The sequence below is a fragment of the Paraburkholderia sp. genome (genome assembly GCF_047605525.1).
Taxonomy (GTDB): domain Bacteria; phylum Pseudomonadota; class Gammaproteobacteria; order Burkholderiales; family Burkholderiaceae; genus Paraburkholderia.
In genome coordinates this window covers 90,427-106,594 of the sequence record NZ_JASGFN010000012.1, presented here as the reverse complement: position 1 = coordinate 106,594, position 16,168 = coordinate 90,427, and the positions used below count along the sequence as shown (strand labels likewise).

Sequence of the window (16,168 nt, the reverse complement as noted above, 5' to 3'; positions counted from 1 at the left end):
TGTACTGGAACCTCTATCGTGCCGCTTGTTATCTGCTTCGTCTCCACCAAGGGCGGCGTCGGTAAGACGACCGTTGCCGCCAACCTGGGCGGCCTGCTCGCAGCCTTCGGCATGAAGGTCCTCGAGATCGACGCAGATGTCCAGCCGAGTCTAAGTAAGTTTTTTCCCGTCCATTATCGTTCACCACGTGGTCTGAGTGCTGTCGTGACGTCAGGCGGTAATCCTTCCGCAGACTGTATCAGCCGGACCATCTTCTCGAATCTCGACCTCATCTACTCGGACACGCCAGACGCGGAGTTGCAGTCGTGGCTCAACCGGCGTGAGGACCGGCTGATGATCATGCGTCGCGCGATGCGAAGCCCGCTGCTGGAGACCTATGATGTTGTGCTGATCGATACGCAGGGCGCGGTGGGCGAACTGCAGAAGTCCGCAGCGATGGCGGCCGACTTCATGGTGTCGCCGGTGAAGCCGGACGCGCTTAGCGCGGGCGAGTTCGCCACCGGCACGCTCGCTATGCTCGATGACCTGAACCGGCTGGCCGATTTCGGTGAGTCATTCCGCTCAGGTAATCTGCTCGCGCTGATCAATGCGCATGAACGGACCGTCAATGCAAGGGTGCTGGCGGGCGTGCTGCGGCAACGCTTCTCGGACCATCGCAAAGTCCGGGTGCTGGACACGGTGGTGCCGTCGGCTGCAGCGTACGCCGCAGCCGCGACAGCGCGCGTTCCTGTTCATGATTTCGACCGTCGCAGGCGGTTCGGCAATTCAGCCTGGAACGTCATGCATCGTCTGGCCTGGGAACTGTTCCCGTCGCTGGCCAATGTCTATGCGGGGTCACAGGGACCGATCGCGGATGGTGTCGCCATTGCCCGGGACTCGTGCGGGGCGGTGGCATGAACGTGTCAGGGACTGCAATCGATCCGGCGCGGGAGTTCGCCGCTGCGCGACGGCTAGATGTGCCTGCTCCAGGTCCCCAAGCACGCGAACCGGAGCTTGCGTCGGTCATCCGGTTGCGGATCACCGAAGTGATGGTCTATGAGCGCAACCCGCGGCGCGTTTCTAATGAGCGCATCGTTGAGCTGAAGGAGTCGATCCGCGCCAACGGCATCGAGCAGATCGTAACCGTGACGCGCCGACCCGGCGAAACCCGGTACGTCGTCGCGAAAGGAGGGAACTCACGGGTGACGGCGGCGACGGCACTCTACGACGAGACGAACGACGAGCGGTTCCTCCACTACGATTTCGTCTGCGTTCCGTATCCCGGCGAAGCCAGACTGCTTGCCGCGCACCTGCGCGAGAACGACCAGCGCGCGGACCTGTGTTTCTGGGACAAGGCGAATGGTTATCTGGCGCTCAAGGCCGATATGGAAAAGGAGCGGGGGGCCGCGCTGTCATTGCGTGAGTTTTCGCGATTGCTCGACGAAGAGGGTACGCCCGTCAGTCACGTCCTGCTCTCACTGTTCCAGTTCGCGGTCGATCGACTTTCCGCGCTCGGCCCGGCGACGGAAGGTCTGAGCCGGCGCGGACTCGTCGACCTCATCCAGCCGGCGATGGGCGCACTGATACGGCTCACGCGCAGGCTGGAATTCGATGATGCATGGCTCCAGCAGCATGTGATCGATCCGGAATTGCTTCGCGTTGCGGCAGGTTTTACGGCGGATACCGTGCAGGATCACCATCCATCGTCGCTGGATGCGGCGAAACTGGTTCATGCGTTTCGGGTGCGGTGCGCGGGTGCGCTGGGAGTTTCTATGGAGGGTCTGGCCCGCATGAGCCATCTTCTTGACCATGCTCCCGATGTCGACGCGGATGAGCTGCGGCGAGCCGGGGAACAGCCCGCAATTGACGGCAGCGAGGTGAAGGGCGAAGCGGAGCGATCGACCCAACATTCGCTGTGCGCGAATGCGAAGCCGGAACCCGTGTCTTCGCCGCGCATTCCAGTTGAGCCGCGTGCAGACCAGATTGCCACGCCCGGTGTCGTTGTTCAGGCCAGTGAGCAGCGTGCTTCGCTGAACGATGAACGGCTGGCCAGCGAATCGATTTACCAGCCATTGTCTTTGTCAGCTGCTTCACCGGGGGGCGCTGGGCTTGCCACCGCGGCCTTTCGCGAGGCATTGAACGCATTTGCGCGCACGTGCAGGCTCGAAGGATGTGTGCGGGATGCGCCCGGCCTGCCTTATGGTTTCATGGTCGAACCCCCGGCACCGGAACCTCCGCAGCCATCGCTGGATAATCGGGCGCGCCTTGATGCTGACGGGTTGAACCGGTATCTCGGCTGGTGGTGGCTGGTCAGCCTGTCGCGGCAGAATACGGCGTCCGGTATTGACCACGTACCGAAGCAAAGCGTGTATGCGCGCATGGCGCGAGATGAAGATTACTGGGCGCGCATCTGTGACGCCAGCGTCGGGGAGCCCCTGCTGGGTGACCGCATGGATGTGATGTTCGCCGCCATGCTCAACCCTGACAGACCCATCGGGCTGTGGTGGTCCGAACTCGTGCACGCCGCCCGTGCGTTCCGGGTTGCCTGTCCCGAGCGCTTCCGCCCACCTCGATGGAACGAGCTTGATGCGATCGAGCGGCTCCTGCGTGGAGAGGGCGCATGAAGCCGGGGTTCTTGCCCGTGCCGGATACCGCCATCGGGCACATCGTGTTACTGGAACTGATACGGTTGTCACGCATGGACAGCAATCGATTTCATTGCATTGATATGGACTGCAAAGTTTCATGTGAAACATCGAACGGTGGAGAAAGGAAGGCTGGAAATGGTCTGCCTGTCTCCATCCGGCGCGTGCTTGCCGACGCACGTACCGGGGCACTGATCGATGCACTGGTTGCTTCCGGTGCCCTGCGCGTATTGGTCGACCTCGATGTTCTGCAGCGACGCTGTGAACTGATTGCGCGGCAGTGGCACGACGAGCGCCTGCTCCATGCGTTTGTCCGGGCGCAGGCGAGCGCTCCGATGATCCGGCGGTTCTTTCGTACCGCGACACGTTCCTCCATCTCCCGCCTGCGCACGGAGCTGAATGTACCTGCACCCGCCAAACCACGCATGCCGGCAGCCCGCGAGACCGACACGTTGCTGTCGCGCTGGCACAGCATGCAGGACATTGCCGATGTTCGCGAGCGTTATCTGGCCTTGCATCGCGCGTGCGACGGAGCGTGGTCGCTTGCCTCGCTCTTTGCCGCACTGGAGAGCGCGACCAACCCGGACGCGGCCTCATCAGTCCGCATCCGTCCTTTCCCGAACTCAAGGGAGTCTCACCATGTACGACATGCGCCTCGACCCGGAGGGCAACCTGTTGCCGGGCAAAAGCTGGGATGATCCGCCGGGACCGCCGCCCGAGGAAACGGAACTGATGCTGTCGATGCTCGACGTGCCCGTCACGATCGACCGCTGCTTCGTCGAGATCTGTGGCGACATGCCAGCAGCAGCCGTGCTGACCGAGCTGTCGACGATCGAGAGTGAGACAGGCTGTCGCGACCAGTGGCTGGCCGTCACGCCCGGCGAACTCGAACGGCGCCTCGCACTGTCCGACCGTCAGCAGCGGGCTGCGCGTCGAGTGCTGCGTGCGAAGGGCCTCATTGGACACCGGAGAGCGGGACCCACGCGTGCAGACGAATACCGCCTGCTCTGGCCGGCCATCATGACCCTGCTGCGGCAGAAGGCCGCCGAGCGCACGGCGCACGTCGCATGGCCGCCGCGGCGGCCGGAAGGAGTGCAGCCATGATGCAGGGATCGTTGCCCTATATCGAGGACTTCGAGGACCTGTGGTTTGCCCTCAAGCCGTACCGGCCCATCGCGTTCGGGACACGTCTTGCGCGTATCACCGGTCATCCGAAGGATGCCATGCTGCTCTCGCAGCTCGTCTACTGGACGCGGCGTGGGCGTGACGTCGGTAGCAACGGCGGCTGGGTCCACAAGACGCGGGAACACTGGTTTGCCGAAACGGGGCTGTCGCGCGAGGAGCAGGAGAATGCGCGGCGCCGTCTGCGCGACAGGAACCTGGTCATGGAATGGCGGGGCGGGCGCCCGGCGTGCCTGCATTACCGCCTGGATGTCCAGGCGATGTCGATGGCGGTGCGGACCAGTTGCCGGATGGTCGGACCGCTGCCCGCCTCGATCGAGGCGATCCGTACGGACGAGGGGGCGATGCAGGAATTGCTTGGGCCGACGGTGGCCTTCCGGCGGGTCTTCGTCGATCTCGTGGGGAACGTCAACACGGCGCTGCTGCTTTCGCGCATGGTGCAGCTTCAGCGTCGGGAAGCGGACCAGCAGGCTACATGGTTCACCCAGAGCGGGCTCGAATGGCAGCGCACGCTCGGGCTGAACCGGGTGCAGCAGGAGAATGCCAGGCGCCGGCTGGTCCGGCAGGGCCTGATCCGTGAGCTGACGCGCCCGCACACCGGCAAACGGGTGTTCACGCAGGTCAACGCGACGGAGCTGCGGCATCAGCTCGAGCGGCTCGTCTGCCGCATCGATGTCCGTGACCGGCTCGCGACCCGCAAGGCGCTGATCGCGCGCAGCAGACTCGAAGAGAGCGCGACGCCGGGCGCGGAGGCACTCATTGCTGTTACCCGGGGTAACAGCGGCAGTCCGGTTTGTCCGGTGACATCCGGAGGGGCTGTTACCCCGGGTAACAGCCCGGCGGAGGCACTGCACATGCCCGTTATCGGTCCCGTCGTCGCGTTTCGAAACCCGCCAACCGGAAGTCTCCAACCGGGTTACGAATCGGGAATGCCGTTACGGTCGGAGAGTTTCGTGCGTTACCAATGGCGACAAACGTACGGTTCCAACGCGCGCGCGTATACGAGGATTACATATTCGACTACGACAACCACTGGGTTTGCCTCCGAGCGCGGCTGCGCATGCCCGGTCGTTGTGGGGACGAAGCGATATGCCCATGTTGCTGCGGACGACGCCAGCGGCGACCGCCTCGTCTGGCCCAACATGCTGCACGCGGCGGAGCGCCCGCTGGTTGCAGCGCACCTCGAACGCGTTCCTCTTCGGGACCGTCAGGTGCTTCTCGACGAAATGGCAGCCTGCCACCGGCACCGTCCTGTGCAATCGCCGGTGGCGTACATCGCCGGGCTGGCACGTCGCTGTCTGGCAGGCGACTTCGTGCCGGCACGAGCCCATCTCGAACGCGCCGCGCGTGAGCGTGCGCACGCAGACGAGGGCGCGGTGACTGCCAGCTTCGACCACGACGGTTCCGGGATCGAGCCTGGACGGCCACATGCCTCGACGCCCGAGACGGCGCGACTGCATCTGGCCGCGATCCGCGCCGGGCTGAAGCAGGGGCGGTTCGGGCAGGTCGGAGCCGGCCATGCGTGACGTGTGTCTCTCGCGCCTGTCGCGGACGGCCTCCAGTGCCCCTGTTACCCCGGGTAACACTCCGCAGTCCCGCCTTCTATCCGCCGACCCTGCGAAAGGGGGCTTTCGGCCGGGATGCGCGAAGCGCACGCATTGCCCCGTCGTTCCCCGCCGAGCCCGGCAATGGACGCTGTTGCCCCGGGTAACAGTCGTTGTGCGATTCGCGACTGCCGTACGGGAGGAATGCCTGTTACCCGGGGTAACAGCCCGATGGCGAAACCTGTTCCGTCGATCCTGATTCTGCTCATGAGGAGTGTGTTTATGGACACGCAGCCAGCCGGCGTCGACCCGTCAGTCGATCCGTCCGTTGACGCCTTTGCCCGTTCACCGTCGTCGCCGTTTGCTGATGGCTACGACCTGCAATCCGAGCGCGCCGCGCTCGCCCATCTGATTGCTTCAGATGACCCTGACCCGGCCGATCCGCTCTTCGGGCGCTACCAGCTCTTCTTCGAACGCGAGGAGTCACTCGATCACCAGCAGCAGGTGCATGCGCTGCGTCAGGGTGGCGATCCCCTTGTGAGGCCACACGAGGCCAGCGAGATCAACCGGATCGGTCAGCTCACGAGCGAGGGCGGCGACCGGATGCATCTGCATACGCGCGATGCGATGCGCCTGTTCCTGGGGCGCGCCGTCGCTCCGGGTGAGTCCGGTCATGCCATGGCAGGCGGGCGGCGCGTGGCGGCGGCGCTGCGCGCGCTCTGGTCTCTCTCGGGCAACGACAATCCCTATGCCGACTGGAAGCTCGTCGAGATTGCCGAACGGATCACCGGCATCCGGCGCGCCAACGAGCTGGAACAGCAGCACGCACGACAACTGCTGGATGCCGCGCGCGAGAAGGGGCTCGATTTCGCGGTGTTGCAGTCGCGCGAACCCGCCCAGGTGTCGCTGGGGTTTGGCTCCCCCTACGGTTACATGGTCGTCATGCTGCTGGTCGAGATCGACTGGCTGGTGCGGCTTGTGCGATCGGCCGTGCTGCGGGACCTGATGGCCTCCAGTGAGGGCGTGCGGCGGGTCGGGTCTGCGAAACACCGCTGCCTGTCGGTGTTTCATTTCGCGGTGCACTGCCAGCGCGTGCTCACGCGCCCCGAGCTGCTGCCGCTTTCGCGCGTCGATTTCCTGCCCAATGCGGATGCTGCCGCAACCCGGCGGGTTGAAGCGGCAAGAGTGCTGCTCGGCGTGATGCCCCGGGACGTCTTCACGGGCGAGCGCGAACCCCGCCACAGCCGTCGGCGTGTGAGCCGGCTGTCGGAAGCGGAGCTGCGCCTGCTCGACAGCGTGCCGCTGTCCGGTGACAGTGCCGACGCGAAAGCTGCGGCAGATACCCTGGTGCAATGACAGGAGGACTGCGGCAATGACATACCGGCTTTCCCATCTGGATCGACGTACAAAGGCCTTTAAGGGTAAGGGGGACCCGCTGGCCGAGCTGCCTCCATCCCACGTCTCGCGCGTTGCCGGGCGAACCGGTTTTCGCGTGCTGCTGCGCTCGTACGAACACTGGCTCGACGAGACGGTGACCGAGATGGATGCGCTCGCGCAGGAAAGCGTGATGGCGGGGCTTGATGTGTCGCTGCGCTGCGTTCGCGTAGCACTGCCGAGCGGAGCGACGCGTCATCGTCTCGACTGGTTCATGCGCGGCGAGCCGCATGCGGTGGCGTATTCGCGAGTGCAGTCCTGTTTCAACCGGATACCGGCGCCGCTGCGCGCCTACCTGCAGCGGTGCCATTCGCGCGCAAAGGAACTCAATGCGCTCGAATCGGTGTTCCGTTATGCGGCCAGCCAGCTCGCAATGTATCTGGAGCACGGCACGGTCAAGGTTCGCAGGACGGATGACACCTGACCCGTACGGCGGCATTCGCCGATGGAATAACCGCAGGACGTTCAGGCTGACGCAGAGCAGCCGTTGACAACAGCAGGCAGTGGACAGCGCGTTCGATTCACTGGGGCTACCCATGATGAACGGAGTCCGCAATGGGCATCTACGCAGAACTGGTCGGCAACGTACTCGCATCGCCGACGATGAAACAGGTTAACACCGCTGGCGGCGCAAAGCGCATCGTCGAGTTGCGCGTCATGTCGGCGAGCTACCGGCGCCTCGAGGATGGCACGCTGGAACAGCGTGACGGGCGCACCTTTCCTGTCGACGTAACAATCTGGAACGAACGTCTCACCGAGCGCGTCCTGCAGCATATCCGCACCGGCGCGAGTGTCGTCGTGCGTGGCGATTTCTATGTGAGCCCGTGGGTCAACCGTGAGAATGAGGCCGATGCCGGCGCTCATATCGACGCGGAATCCATCTCGCTGAACCTCGTACGCATCGATCAGGTGGTGTACCGGGCGCGTCAACCCCGGGAAACTGGCGAGCAGTCTCATGATGGTGATGCATCGGGCAACCAGGACGACGATTCCGCCGAAAACGCCCACCCCCCGGAACCCGATCCTTCACAGGGCGATGCAACAGGCGAAGAAGCGAACGCATCCGGCCAGTCTGCTGGCCGGCGGTCGCGTCGCGCGTCCAGTGCCTCGACGCGGTAGTCCACGTGGCTATTCGTTGTCATTGCGCGCACGGCGGCTAAACGCTGCGTGCGCGGCTACCCCGCAGGAGGATGACGTGGAGCACACGAACGTGGCGTGGCCGGTCTGGCCGGACGCGCAGGAAGTCAGGATGTTGCGGGCGCTGGTGCGCGAGGGCGTAGCCCGTATGGCTGCGGCCCGGCACGGGCCGTATGCGGTTCAGTTTCATGGCTGGCGCATACGGGTCTGGCGGTGTAACGACGCTGTCCAGAATGCGGTCCATGTCGACATTCGTTCCCGTGACGGCGAGGTGTTGGCGCACTTCGTCGCCGCTGCGGCGAACTTTGCCGAAGCCGCGGACAACGCACTGATACCGATCAACGCCCAACAGCATCGTGGTTAAGTTATATGGTTTTCCATCATGCACGTGGAACGAATTCAAAGGGAGTTCGGCCTACAACCACGCCGGGATCTGCTCGAAGCGTCTAAGACATGATGAAGCGAGCGGGACGCTGCCTCTTGTCCGAGCTTCTCCAGATGTGCCGGATTTTGCCCTGTGAATCTACACAGCATGCCGGGAGGGGAGTTAAAACACGAGCAGAATTCTAACGTCCGGGCCTCAACTACTGCGCTGGCGGCGATAGCGCAGCGTTTCCACGATCAACGACAGCGCGGGCGAGGATTGCCGGCGACTGGCATAAAAGATGTGCAGGCCGGGGAAGGTGGGGCACCAGTCCTTGAGGACGGGTAGCAGGCGCCCGCTTTCGATGTGAGGCCAGGCCAGTTCTTCCGGCATATACGCCAGGCCAAAACCGGCCAGGGCCGCATCGAGCGCGGGGTAGATACAGTTGAAGGTCCATGGCCCATCGACCCGTACCTGCAGGTTGCGCTTGCCCTTCTTCAGCTCCCACGCATACACTCCGCCCCGAATCGAGAAACGCATGTTGATGCAGTCATGCTGGGTCAGATCTGCAGGCGTCTTCGGTAAAGGGCGTTTTTCCAGGTATGACGGCGCGCCGACGATGGCCATGCGAATATCCGGCGAAATCCGGACGGCAGTCATGTCCCTGGCAATCTGGTCGCCGAAGCGCACACCTGCGTCATAGCGCTCGGCCACGATGTCGGTCAGGCCGGGATCGATCGCGATCTCGATCTTCACGTCCGGGTATTGGGGTTGGAGCTTCGACAGCTTTGGCCACAGCACCGTGTTGGCGGCAAAGTCCGAGGTCGTGATGCGGACTGTCCCGGCGGGCTTGTCGCGAAGTTCGTCGAACGCGGCCAGCTCTTGCTGGATCACGTCGAACCGGGAGGCGACGTTCTGGATCAGGCGCTCGCCGGCCTCCGTCGGCGCGACACTGCGCGTCGTACGGGTCAGCAGCCGCAATCCAAGTCTCGTTTCCAGGCCGCGAATGGTATGGCTCAGGGCGGACTGCGAAACACCAAGCTGGACTGCAGCGCGCGTGAAGCTGCGTTCGCGTGCCACGATAAGAAACGCGTAGATGTCCCGGAGGTTTTCACCTGACATGGGTGTACTGGAATCTCTAGGGGTTGTAGCGAAGCGCATCCACCAGTAAGGTCATGGCCCGGGAGGGCTGCCGACGATTCGGGTAGTAAAGGTGGAGTCCGGACCACGTGGGGCACCAGTCTTCGAGCACTGAAACCAGATGCCCCTTCGTAATGAGCGGGCGAACGAGGTCTTCCGGCAGGTAGGCCAGCCCGAAGCCCGCCTTCGCCGCCTCGAAGATGTCGTATGCGTTGTTGAACGCGAGAGGGCCATCCACGCGCGCGCTCAACGCCCTGTTGCCCTTGACGAACTCCCACTCGTAAAGGTTGCCGTAGGTCGTAGTGCGCAGGTTGATGCAGGCGTGTTCCATCAGGTCCCGCGGCGTCCTGGGGAAGCTGCGACTCGCGAAATAAGACTTCGCGCCAACAACCATGATGCGAATATCGGGACCGATTCGCACCGAGATCATGTCCTGTGCCAACTCCTGGCCGAAACGCACGCCCGCGTCATAGCCGCTTGCCACAATGTCCACGCTCGCATATTCGTTGATCAGTTCGACCTTGATGTCCGGGTATTGGGGAAGGAACTTCGCCAGCTTCGGCCAGAGCGTGCTCCTGATCGCATAGTCGATGGCCGTGATCCGGATGGTTCCCATCGGCTCATCGCGTAATTCGCTCAGTGCCTGGATTTCCTCCTCGATTCCATCGAACTCAGGGGCGAGGCGATCCAGCAGGCGCTGTCCGGCCTCGGTAGGAGAGACGCCGCGCGTGCTGCGCATGAGCAGGCGCACACCGAGCTTTTCCTCCAGTTCGCGGATGGTGTAGCTCAGTGCCGGCTGAGACACGCGAAGCTGGGCCGCCGCACGTGTGAAGCTGCGGGCTCTCGCGACGGCGATGAAGGCGTGCAGGTCGCCAAAACTGTCTCGTGGCATTAATGAGTGATCTTTATGCGACTGCATGCATTTTACCAACCCTGGGGGATTCGACACGATCACGAGCACGATTCATGAATTTCACTTATATCAGCATCCAAAGCTAGCCGTCTAGTTGAAATCGCGGCGGCACCTTAGATTTCTTATATCCAGTATCAGAAGGATGGTCGCCGGCCTTGGCGCGTTGAACCTGGGGCGTATCCGTGTTCCACGTAGAACTGCCCGGCAATACGGTCACCTGTCGGCGTACTTGTCCCTCTGTTTTAGCCATGGAGGTTCAAGTGCACGAGCAAAGCAGCGATGAGAACAGCGAACGTGGGCTCACCGAGCCGGGTCGCAGGAAAGTTCTGCGAATGACAGGAGCCAGCCTGGCCGCCGCGCCGCTGGCGAGTGCCATGTCTGCACCAGTGCAAGCGCAGTCGGCATTCACGCCGTCAACCTCAACCTCGAGTAGTGCGATGAACCTGCCCGTCGTCACCAGGCAGCGGGTCCTGGGTTCGGGAAGCCTTCGCATGGAGGTGTCGGCGCTGGGCTTCGGCGTCATGGGCATGAGCTACAACCGTGGCGTTCACCCCGATCGCAAGGCCATGATCGAGCTGCTCCACCAGGCAGCGGAGCGTGGCGTTACGCTGTTCGATACCGCCCAGGTCTATGGGCCGCTCATCAACGAAGAACTGGCGGGCGAGGCCCTGCACCCCTACCGGCACACGGTCAACATCACGACAAAGTTCGGTCACCGCATCGTCAATGGCAAATACATTGACGGCGAGCTGGACAGCACCCCGCAGAATATCCGTCGGATGGCGGAAGAATCGCTCAGGCGCCTGCGGGTCGAAGCCATCGAGCTGTTCTATCTGCATCGCCTCGACCCGGCCGTGCCGATTGAAGACGTGGCGGGCACGGTCAAGGACCTGATCCGCGAAGGCAAGGTCAGGCGCTTCGGCTTGTGCGAGGTCAGTGCCCGGACGATCCGGCGCGCGCATGCCGTTCAGCCGGTGACGGCAGTGCAGAGCGAGTACCACCTGATGTGGCGCGAGCAGGAAAAGGAAGTGTTCCCGGTGCTCCAGGAACTCGGTATCGGCTTCGTGCCCTATAGCCCGCTCAACCGTGGCTTCCTTGGCGGCGGGATCACCGAATACACCCGCTTCGATGCCGGCAACGACAACCGGGCCACGTTGCCGCGTTTTGCGCCGGACGCCATTCGGGCGAATCTGACGATAGTCGAGGTGCTGAACTCGTTCGGCAAGACCCGAGGCCTCACTTCCGCACAGGTTGCGCTGGCCTGGATGATGGCGAAGGCCCCATGGATCGTGCCTATTCCTGGCACCACCAAGCTGGCTCACCTGGACGAGAACCTGCGCGCCGCTGACGTGACGCTGACTCCGGCCGACATTCAGGAGCTGGAGGCCGCCGTCTCCCGGATTCGGATCGTGGGTGATCGGTATCCGGCTTCGTTGCAAAAGCAGGTCGAAAGCTGAGGATGGAAGAGTCTCGCCTTTCAAGCGCCGCCGTAGAGCAGGTTTCAGGAGGAACGAAGATGAAGTGGGCGAATGAAGAACTGACCAGGATCGTCGAAGCCGACGATCTGCATATTGCACCGTTCCGTGATGACGGCGTGACCACCGGCACCCCGACCTGGATCTGGTGCGTTGCTGTCGATGGTGAACTGTATGTGCGCGCCTACTACGGCCGCAAGTCCCGCTGGCATCAAGCCGCCATGCGACAGAAAGCAGGCCGGATCACCGCTGCCGGCATGACGAGGGAAGTCACGTTCGAACCGGTCGAAGAGCCGATCAACGAACGCATCGATGACGCCTATCGCGCCAGGTATGCCGGTAGCGCCTATCTGCAGCCGATGATCAGCGAGCGATCGCGTGCCGCGACAGTGAGGGTCGTTCCGCTCGAACCCAGGCCATGAGCGTTTGGCAGTTTCTTCAATATTCGGAGCGGCCTTCATCGGTGCCTAAAGCATGAAACGAAGAGACATGCTCTCGCTCGCACGAGGTACACCTATGGCACTCTCTACAGCGCACAGTCAGGCACAACAACCACGGCGCTACAGCCAGATGGACGTCGGCCGCGATGAGCCTATTCTGGACCCCGAGCTTCCCATCATCGATACACACCATCACCTGGTTGACCGGGCGGACGTGCGCTACATGATCGAGGACTATCTGGCCGATACCCATGCGGGGCATCGGGTGGTTGCATCGGTATACGTGGAAACGATGGCTTTTGCGTGGACGCAGGGGCCGGAGGTGCTGCGGCCGCTCGGCGAAATCGAGTTCGCCAACGGCGTCGGCGCGATGTGCGACAGCGGCCGATATGGCTGCCGCGCCTGCGCCGCGATTGTTGGCCACGCCGACCTGCGACTGGGTGACGAGGTGGCGGGGTTGCTGGATCAGGCCATGGAGCGCGCGCCAGAGCGGTTCCGTGGGGTGCGGCAGGTCACGCTGGAGCACCCGTCGGAAGCTCCCTACCGCTTCATCGCCACCCGGCCGCCCAGCGGCGTGATGAAAAGCCCCGGCTTTCGCCCCGCGTTTGCACACCTTGCCAAGCGGCGGTTGAGCTTCGATGCCGCCGTCTTCCACGAGCAGTTGCCGGAGGTGATCGAGCTGGCGGATGCGTTTCCCGACACGACCATCGTGCTGAATCACTGCGGCCAGCCCATGGCCATGGACATGGACGAGGCGCAGCGCGAACAGATGTTTCGCCGGTACCGCGAACTGATGATCGAAGCGGGGCGGCGGCCGAACATCTACTGCAAGGTGGGCGGACTGGGGATGCCGTTCTGGGGCTTCAGGTTCGAGGAGCGCAAGGACCCGATCGGGTACCGCGAACTGGCCGTGGCCTGGCGCCCCTATGTGGAAACGACTATCGAGGCTTTCGGCGTCGATCGCAGCATGATGGAAAGCAACTATCCCCCCGATGGTCGGTCAGCGGGCTTTGTCCCGCTCTGGAATGCGCTCAAGTACATCGTCCGGTCGGCCTCGGCCGAGGACAAGGCGAAGCTCTTCCATGGCACCGCAGCCAAGGTCTATCGCATTGCTGACAAGGCGCGGCTTGACCCTTTGTCCAGCGTCGAGTGAATCATGATCCAGGCTGGTGAGGTTGGGCATGCTCAATTCGGGCAGTAGAAGCTCTCCGCGCCCAGCCGCTTTTTATCTGGCGTCTTATCGTCGCGCCTCATCAGGAGATGAAATATGGAATATGTCAACCTTGGCCGAACTGGCCTGAAAGTGTCGCGCCTTTGCCTGGGCTGCATGAGCTATGGCGAGCCGAGCCGCCTGCCTCAGCCATGGTCCTTGGATGAAGAAGCGTCCCGTCCGTTCTTTCGTCAGGCGCTTGAAGCAGGCATCAATTTCTTCGACACCGCCAATATCTATTCGGGGGGAAGTTCCGAGGAAATCACCGGCCGGGCGCTCAACGACATGGCGCGGCGCGAAGAGATCGTCGTCGCCACCAAGGCCTTCTTCCCCTGGCGCAACTCGCCCAATACGGGCTTTCTCTCGCGCAAGGCGCTGCTGCAGTCGATCGACGACAGCCTGACCCGGCTCGGCATGGATTACGTCGATCTCTACCAGATTCACCGCTTCGACCACGGCACGCCGATCGAGGAAACCATGGAGGCGCTGCACGACATCGTGAAAGCGGGGAAGGCCCGCTACATCGGCGCGTCGTCGATGGAGGCCTGGCGCTTTGCCAAGATGCAGCACATCGCCGAGCGCAACGGATGGACACGTTTCGTCTCCATGCAGCCGCAATACAACCTGCTGTATCGGGAAGAGGAGCGCGAGATGCTGCCCCTTTGCGCCGATCAGGGCGTCGGGGTCATCCCGTGGAGTCCGATGGCCCGTGGCAGGCTGACGCGCGATTGGAGCGAAACCACCAACCGCACGCAGAACGATGCCTTCGCGCTCAAGATGTACCAGAACGCGGAAATCGAGGACCAGAAGGTGGTCGAGGTCGTGGCGCGCATCGCCGAAGAACGCCACGTGCCGCGCGCGCACGTCGCGCTGGCGTGGCTGCTATCGAAGCCCGGCGTCACGGCGCCGATCGTCGGGGCGACCAGGCCGGAGCATCTTGCCACTGCCATCAGCGCGCTCGACTTTTCGCTGACGGCCGATGAAATCGCCGCGCTCGAAGCGCCGTATGTCCCGCATCCGGTGGACGGAATCGTGCCGCCGCTGCCAGCGCAGCCGCCGACGATTACGCCGCCTCGCGACTGAACGTGCCCCGCCAGCCTTTGGCTGGAGGGCTGGTGCCTGGTGGGTTTCGTGCCGCCAGACCGGCGGCGCCATTTTGTGATGTAGCAGGCGGCTGGGAGGCGGCCATCGAGGGCAGGCACAGGAACATCATGGAGTCGTGACATGCAAATCCCCCGCACCGCGGTAGCCGATCTGATCTACTTTCTTGCTATTGCACGCCACAGAAGCTTCAGCCGTGCCGCAGTCGATCTAGGTGTCAGCGCATCGGCTCTGAGCCATGCTCTCAAGGATTGAAATCCCGCCTCGGGGTTCGCCTGTTGAACCGAACCACCAGGAGCGTCACGCTGACTGCCGCGGGGGAACAACTGGCCGCTTCGATCGGGCAGCTGTTCGAGACGGTGGACACTGCGCTCGAGAGCGCTAAATCGTTACCGCGACGCACCGCCTGGGCCTGCGCGTTTGAATGTTGTCGTCGAGGCGGCAAAGCGCCCCGAAGACTGCTGCACGTCCCGGCCAGCACGCTGCCGGGATCACCAGGCGCTTCGTTCATCCACCGCGAGGTAAACGAGGCGCCGGCCATAAACCATCAACCGCGGGGGCGTCCCAAGCTCCCGCAAAGGAGAGACATTCCATGAACCATCGTTATCTCGGCCGTAGCGCCCTGCAGGTGTCGCCCTTGTGTCTGGGCGCGATGATGTTCGGCGGCGAGGCAGACGAAGCCACCTCGCAGCGCATCATCGCCAAGGCCGCTGGTCAGGGCGTCAACTTCATCGACACGGCCGACGTCTATCACGCGGGCCGCTCCGAAGAGATCGTCGGCCGGGAGATCGCGGCAGACCGGGACCGCTGGGTAGTGGCGACGAAGTTCGGCTTTCCCGCGACGGCCGATGCGGGACCGAACCAGCAGGGGCAGTCGCGCAAGTGGATCACCCAGTCGGTGGAGGCCAGCCTGAAACGGCTCGGCACGGACTACATCGATCTGCTTTATTTCCACCGCGCGATTGCCGGCCTGCCGCTCGAAGAGGGCGTGCGCGCCGTCGGCGACCTGATCCGGCAGGGCAAGGTGCGCTACTTCGGTGTGTCGAACTTCAAGGGCTGGCGGATCGCGGAGGTGTCCCGCATCGCCGACCAGCTCGGCATCGACCGGCCGGTGGCCAGCGAGCCGCTCTACAACATCGTGGACCGCACCGCGGAGGTCGAGCAGTTACCCGCCGCTGCGCACTACGGCCTCGGCGTCGTCTCCTATAGTCCGCTTGCGCGCGGTGTGCTGTCGGGCAAGTACGCGGTGGATGCGCCGCCACCTGTCGACAGCCGGGCGGGCCGTGGCGACAAACGCCTGCAGCAGACCGAATGGCGGCCCGAGTCGCTGAAAATCGCCCAGGCCATTGCCCAGCGCGCCGCCGAGCGCGGCACCACATCCATCGCCTTCGCACTGGCCTGGGTGCTCAACAACCGCCTGATCAGTTCCACGATCGCCGGACCCCGCACGGAAGCGCAATGGGACAGCTACCTCGATGCGCTGTCGCTGTCGCTCACGCCGGAAGACGAACAGTTCATCGACGCGCTCGTGCCGCCCGGACACGCCTCGACGCCAGGCTACACCGATCCGGGCTATCCCGTGGAGGGCCGTAGACTCTCTTGAA

The 16,168-nt window shown here is 63.5% G+C and carries 17 protein-coding genes; 15 read left to right on the top strand and 2 right to left on the bottom strand.

What is annotated here, in order from left to right; genetic code table 11:
• The first annotated feature begins 18 nt into the window (after positions 1-18).
• From QM685_RS18580 to QM685_RS18540, 9 genes are all read left to right on the top strand, one after another.
• Positions 19-897, top strand: a complete 879-nt coding sequence (locus QM685_RS18580; protein ID WP_415117967.1) for a ParA family protein — start codon at positions 19-21, stop codon at positions 895-897.
• Positions 894-2,603, top strand: a complete 1,710-nt coding sequence (locus QM685_RS18575; RefSeq protein WP_415117965.1) for a ParB family protein — start codon at positions 894-896, stop codon at positions 2,601-2,603. Before QM685_RS18580 ends, QM685_RS18575 begins: the two co-directional genes overlap by 4 nt.
• Positions 2,600-3,322: a hypothetical protein gene (locus QM685_RS18570; RefSeq protein WP_415117963.1), complete on the top strand. Its 723-nt coding sequence runs from the start codon at positions 2,600-2,602 to the stop codon at positions 3,320-3,322. Before QM685_RS18575 ends, QM685_RS18570 begins: the two co-directional genes overlap by 4 nt.
• Positions 3,264-3,728, top strand: a complete 465-nt coding sequence (locus QM685_RS18565; RefSeq protein WP_415117961.1) for a hypothetical protein — start codon at positions 3,264-3,266, stop codon at positions 3,726-3,728. The genes QM685_RS18570 and QM685_RS18565 overlap by 59 nt, the downstream gene beginning before the upstream one ends.
• Positions 3,725-5,332: a hypothetical protein gene (locus tag QM685_RS18560; RefSeq protein ID WP_415117959.1), complete on the top strand. Its 1,608-nt coding sequence runs from the start codon at positions 3,725-3,727 to the stop codon at positions 5,330-5,332. Before QM685_RS18565 ends, QM685_RS18560 begins: the two co-directional genes overlap by 4 nt.
• A gap of 300 nt (positions 5,333-5,632) precedes the next feature.
• Positions 5,633-6,706 (top strand): PFL_4669 family integrating conjugative element protein, encoded by a 1,074-nt coding sequence (locus tag QM685_RS18555; RefSeq protein WP_415117957.1) that lies wholly within the window; start codon positions 5,633-5,635, stop codon positions 6,704-6,706.
• Between the two features lie 16 nt (positions 6,707-6,722).
• A complete protein-coding gene (locus tag QM685_RS18550; protein ID WP_415117955.1) occupies positions 6,723-7,208 on the top strand; it encodes a hypothetical protein in 486 nt (161 codons plus the stop codon).
• 131 nt (positions 7,209-7,339) lie between these two features.
• On the top strand, positions 7,340-7,903 hold the full coding sequence (locus QM685_RS18545; RefSeq protein WP_415117953.1) for a single-stranded DNA-binding protein: 564 nt from the start codon (positions 7,340-7,342) through the stop codon (positions 7,901-7,903).
• Positions 7,904-7,979: 76 nt separating this feature from the next.
• Positions 7,980-8,285: a hypothetical protein gene (locus tag QM685_RS18540; RefSeq protein ID WP_415117951.1), complete on the top strand. Its 306-nt coding sequence runs from the start codon at positions 7,980-7,982 to the stop codon at positions 8,283-8,285.
• 216 nt (positions 8,286-8,501) lie between these two features.
• Here QM685_RS18540 and QM685_RS18535 read toward each other — a convergent pair whose 3' ends face one another.
• Positions 8,502-9,407: a LysR family transcriptional regulator gene (locus QM685_RS18535; protein WP_415117949.1), complete on the bottom strand. Its 906-nt coding sequence runs from the start codon at positions 9,405-9,407 to the stop codon at positions 8,502-8,504.
• Between the two features lie 16 nt (positions 9,408-9,423).
• Positions 9,424-10,317 carry a LysR family transcriptional regulator gene (locus QM685_RS18530; RefSeq protein WP_415118198.1) on the bottom strand — a complete coding sequence of 298 codons (894 nt, stop codon included), beginning with the start codon at positions 10,315-10,317 and terminating at the stop codon, positions 9,424-9,426.
• A 458-nt stretch (positions 10,318-10,775) separates the two neighbouring features.
• Between QM685_RS18530 and QM685_RS18525 the strand changes: the two genes are divergently transcribed.
• The 6 genes from QM685_RS18525 (at position 10,776) to QM685_RS18500 (ending at position 16,167) form a co-directional block, all read left to right on the top strand.
• Positions 10,776-11,795 carry an aldo/keto reductase gene (locus QM685_RS18525; RefSeq protein WP_415117947.1) on the top strand — a complete coding sequence of 340 codons (1,020 nt, stop codon included), beginning with the start codon at positions 10,776-10,778 and terminating at the stop codon, positions 11,793-11,795.
• Between the two features lie 59 nt (positions 11,796-11,854).
• Positions 11,855-12,235 carry a DUF2255 family protein gene (locus QM685_RS18520; RefSeq protein WP_415117945.1) on the top strand — a complete coding sequence of 127 codons (381 nt, stop codon included), beginning with the start codon at positions 11,855-11,857 and terminating at the stop codon, positions 12,233-12,235.
• A gap of 94 nt (positions 12,236-12,329) precedes the next feature.
• Complete coding sequence (locus tag QM685_RS18515; RefSeq protein ID WP_415117943.1) at positions 12,330-13,406, top strand: amidohydrolase family protein; 1,077 nt, start codon at positions 12,330-12,332, stop codon at positions 13,404-13,406.
• Positions 13,407-13,520: 114 nt separating this feature from the next.
• Positions 13,521-14,546 carry an aldo/keto reductase gene (locus QM685_RS18510; protein WP_415117941.1) on the top strand — a complete coding sequence of 342 codons (1,026 nt, stop codon included), beginning with the start codon at positions 13,521-13,523 and terminating at the stop codon, positions 14,544-14,546.
• A 141-nt stretch (positions 14,547-14,687) separates the two neighbouring features.
• Entirely contained in the window at positions 14,688-14,819 is a 132-nt protein-coding gene (locus QM685_RS18505) for a helix-turn-helix domain-containing protein (protein ID WP_415117939.1), read from the top strand.
• A 337-nt stretch (positions 14,820-15,156) separates the two neighbouring features.
• Positions 15,157-16,167 (top strand): aldo/keto reductase, encoded by a 1,011-nt coding sequence (locus tag QM685_RS18500; RefSeq protein ID WP_415117937.1) that lies wholly within the window; start codon positions 15,157-15,159, stop codon positions 16,165-16,167.
• The last annotated feature ends 1 nt before the right edge of the window (position 16,168 follow it).

Coding starts and splice junctions, on each gene's coding strand:
- QM685_RS18530 (WP_415118198.1), bottom strand. CDS start 10,317: ATGCCACGAGACAGTTTTGGCGACCTGCACGCCTTCATCGCCGTCGCG.
- QM685_RS18565 (WP_415117961.1), top strand. CDS start 3,264: ATGTACGACATGCGCCTCGACCCGGAGGGCAACCTGTTGCCGGGCAAA.
- QM685_RS18555 (WP_415117957.1), top strand. CDS start 5,633: ATGGACACGCAGCCAGCCGGCGTCGACCCGTCAGTCGATCCGTCCGTT.
- QM685_RS18505 (WP_415117939.1), top strand. CDS start 14,688: ATGCAAATCCCCCGCACCGCGGTAGCCGATCTGATCTACTTTCTTGCT.
- QM685_RS18515 (WP_415117943.1), top strand. CDS start 12,330: ATGGCACTCTCTACAGCGCACAGTCAGGCACAACAACCACGGCGCTAC.
- QM685_RS18510 (WP_415117941.1), top strand. CDS start 13,521: ATGGAATATGTCAACCTTGGCCGAACTGGCCTGAAAGTGTCGCGCCTT.
- QM685_RS18560 (WP_415117959.1), top strand. CDS start 3,725: ATGATGCAGGGATCGTTGCCCTATATCGAGGACTTCGAGGACCTGTGG.
- QM685_RS18570 (WP_415117963.1), top strand. CDS start 2,600: ATGAAGCCGGGGTTCTTGCCCGTGCCGGATACCGCCATCGGGCACATC.
- QM685_RS18525 (WP_415117947.1), top strand. CDS start 10,776: ATGAACCTGCCCGTCGTCACCAGGCAGCGGGTCCTGGGTTCGGGAAGC.
- QM685_RS18520 (WP_415117945.1), top strand. CDS start 11,855: ATGAAGTGGGCGAATGAAGAACTGACCAGGATCGTCGAAGCCGACGAT.
- QM685_RS18535 (WP_415117949.1), bottom strand. CDS start 9,407: ATGTCAGGTGAAAACCTCCGGGACATCTACGCGTTTCTTATCGTGGCA.
- QM685_RS18575 (WP_415117965.1), top strand. CDS start 894: ATGAACGTGTCAGGGACTGCAATCGATCCGGCGCGGGAGTTCGCCGCT.
- QM685_RS18500 (WP_415117937.1), top strand. CDS start 15,157: ATGAACCATCGTTATCTCGGCCGTAGCGCCCTGCAGGTGTCGCCCTTG.
- QM685_RS18545 (WP_415117953.1), top strand. CDS start 7,340: ATGGGCATCTACGCAGAACTGGTCGGCAACGTACTCGCATCGCCGACG.
- QM685_RS18550 (WP_415117955.1), top strand. CDS start 6,723: ATGACATACCGGCTTTCCCATCTGGATCGACGTACAAAGGCCTTTAAG.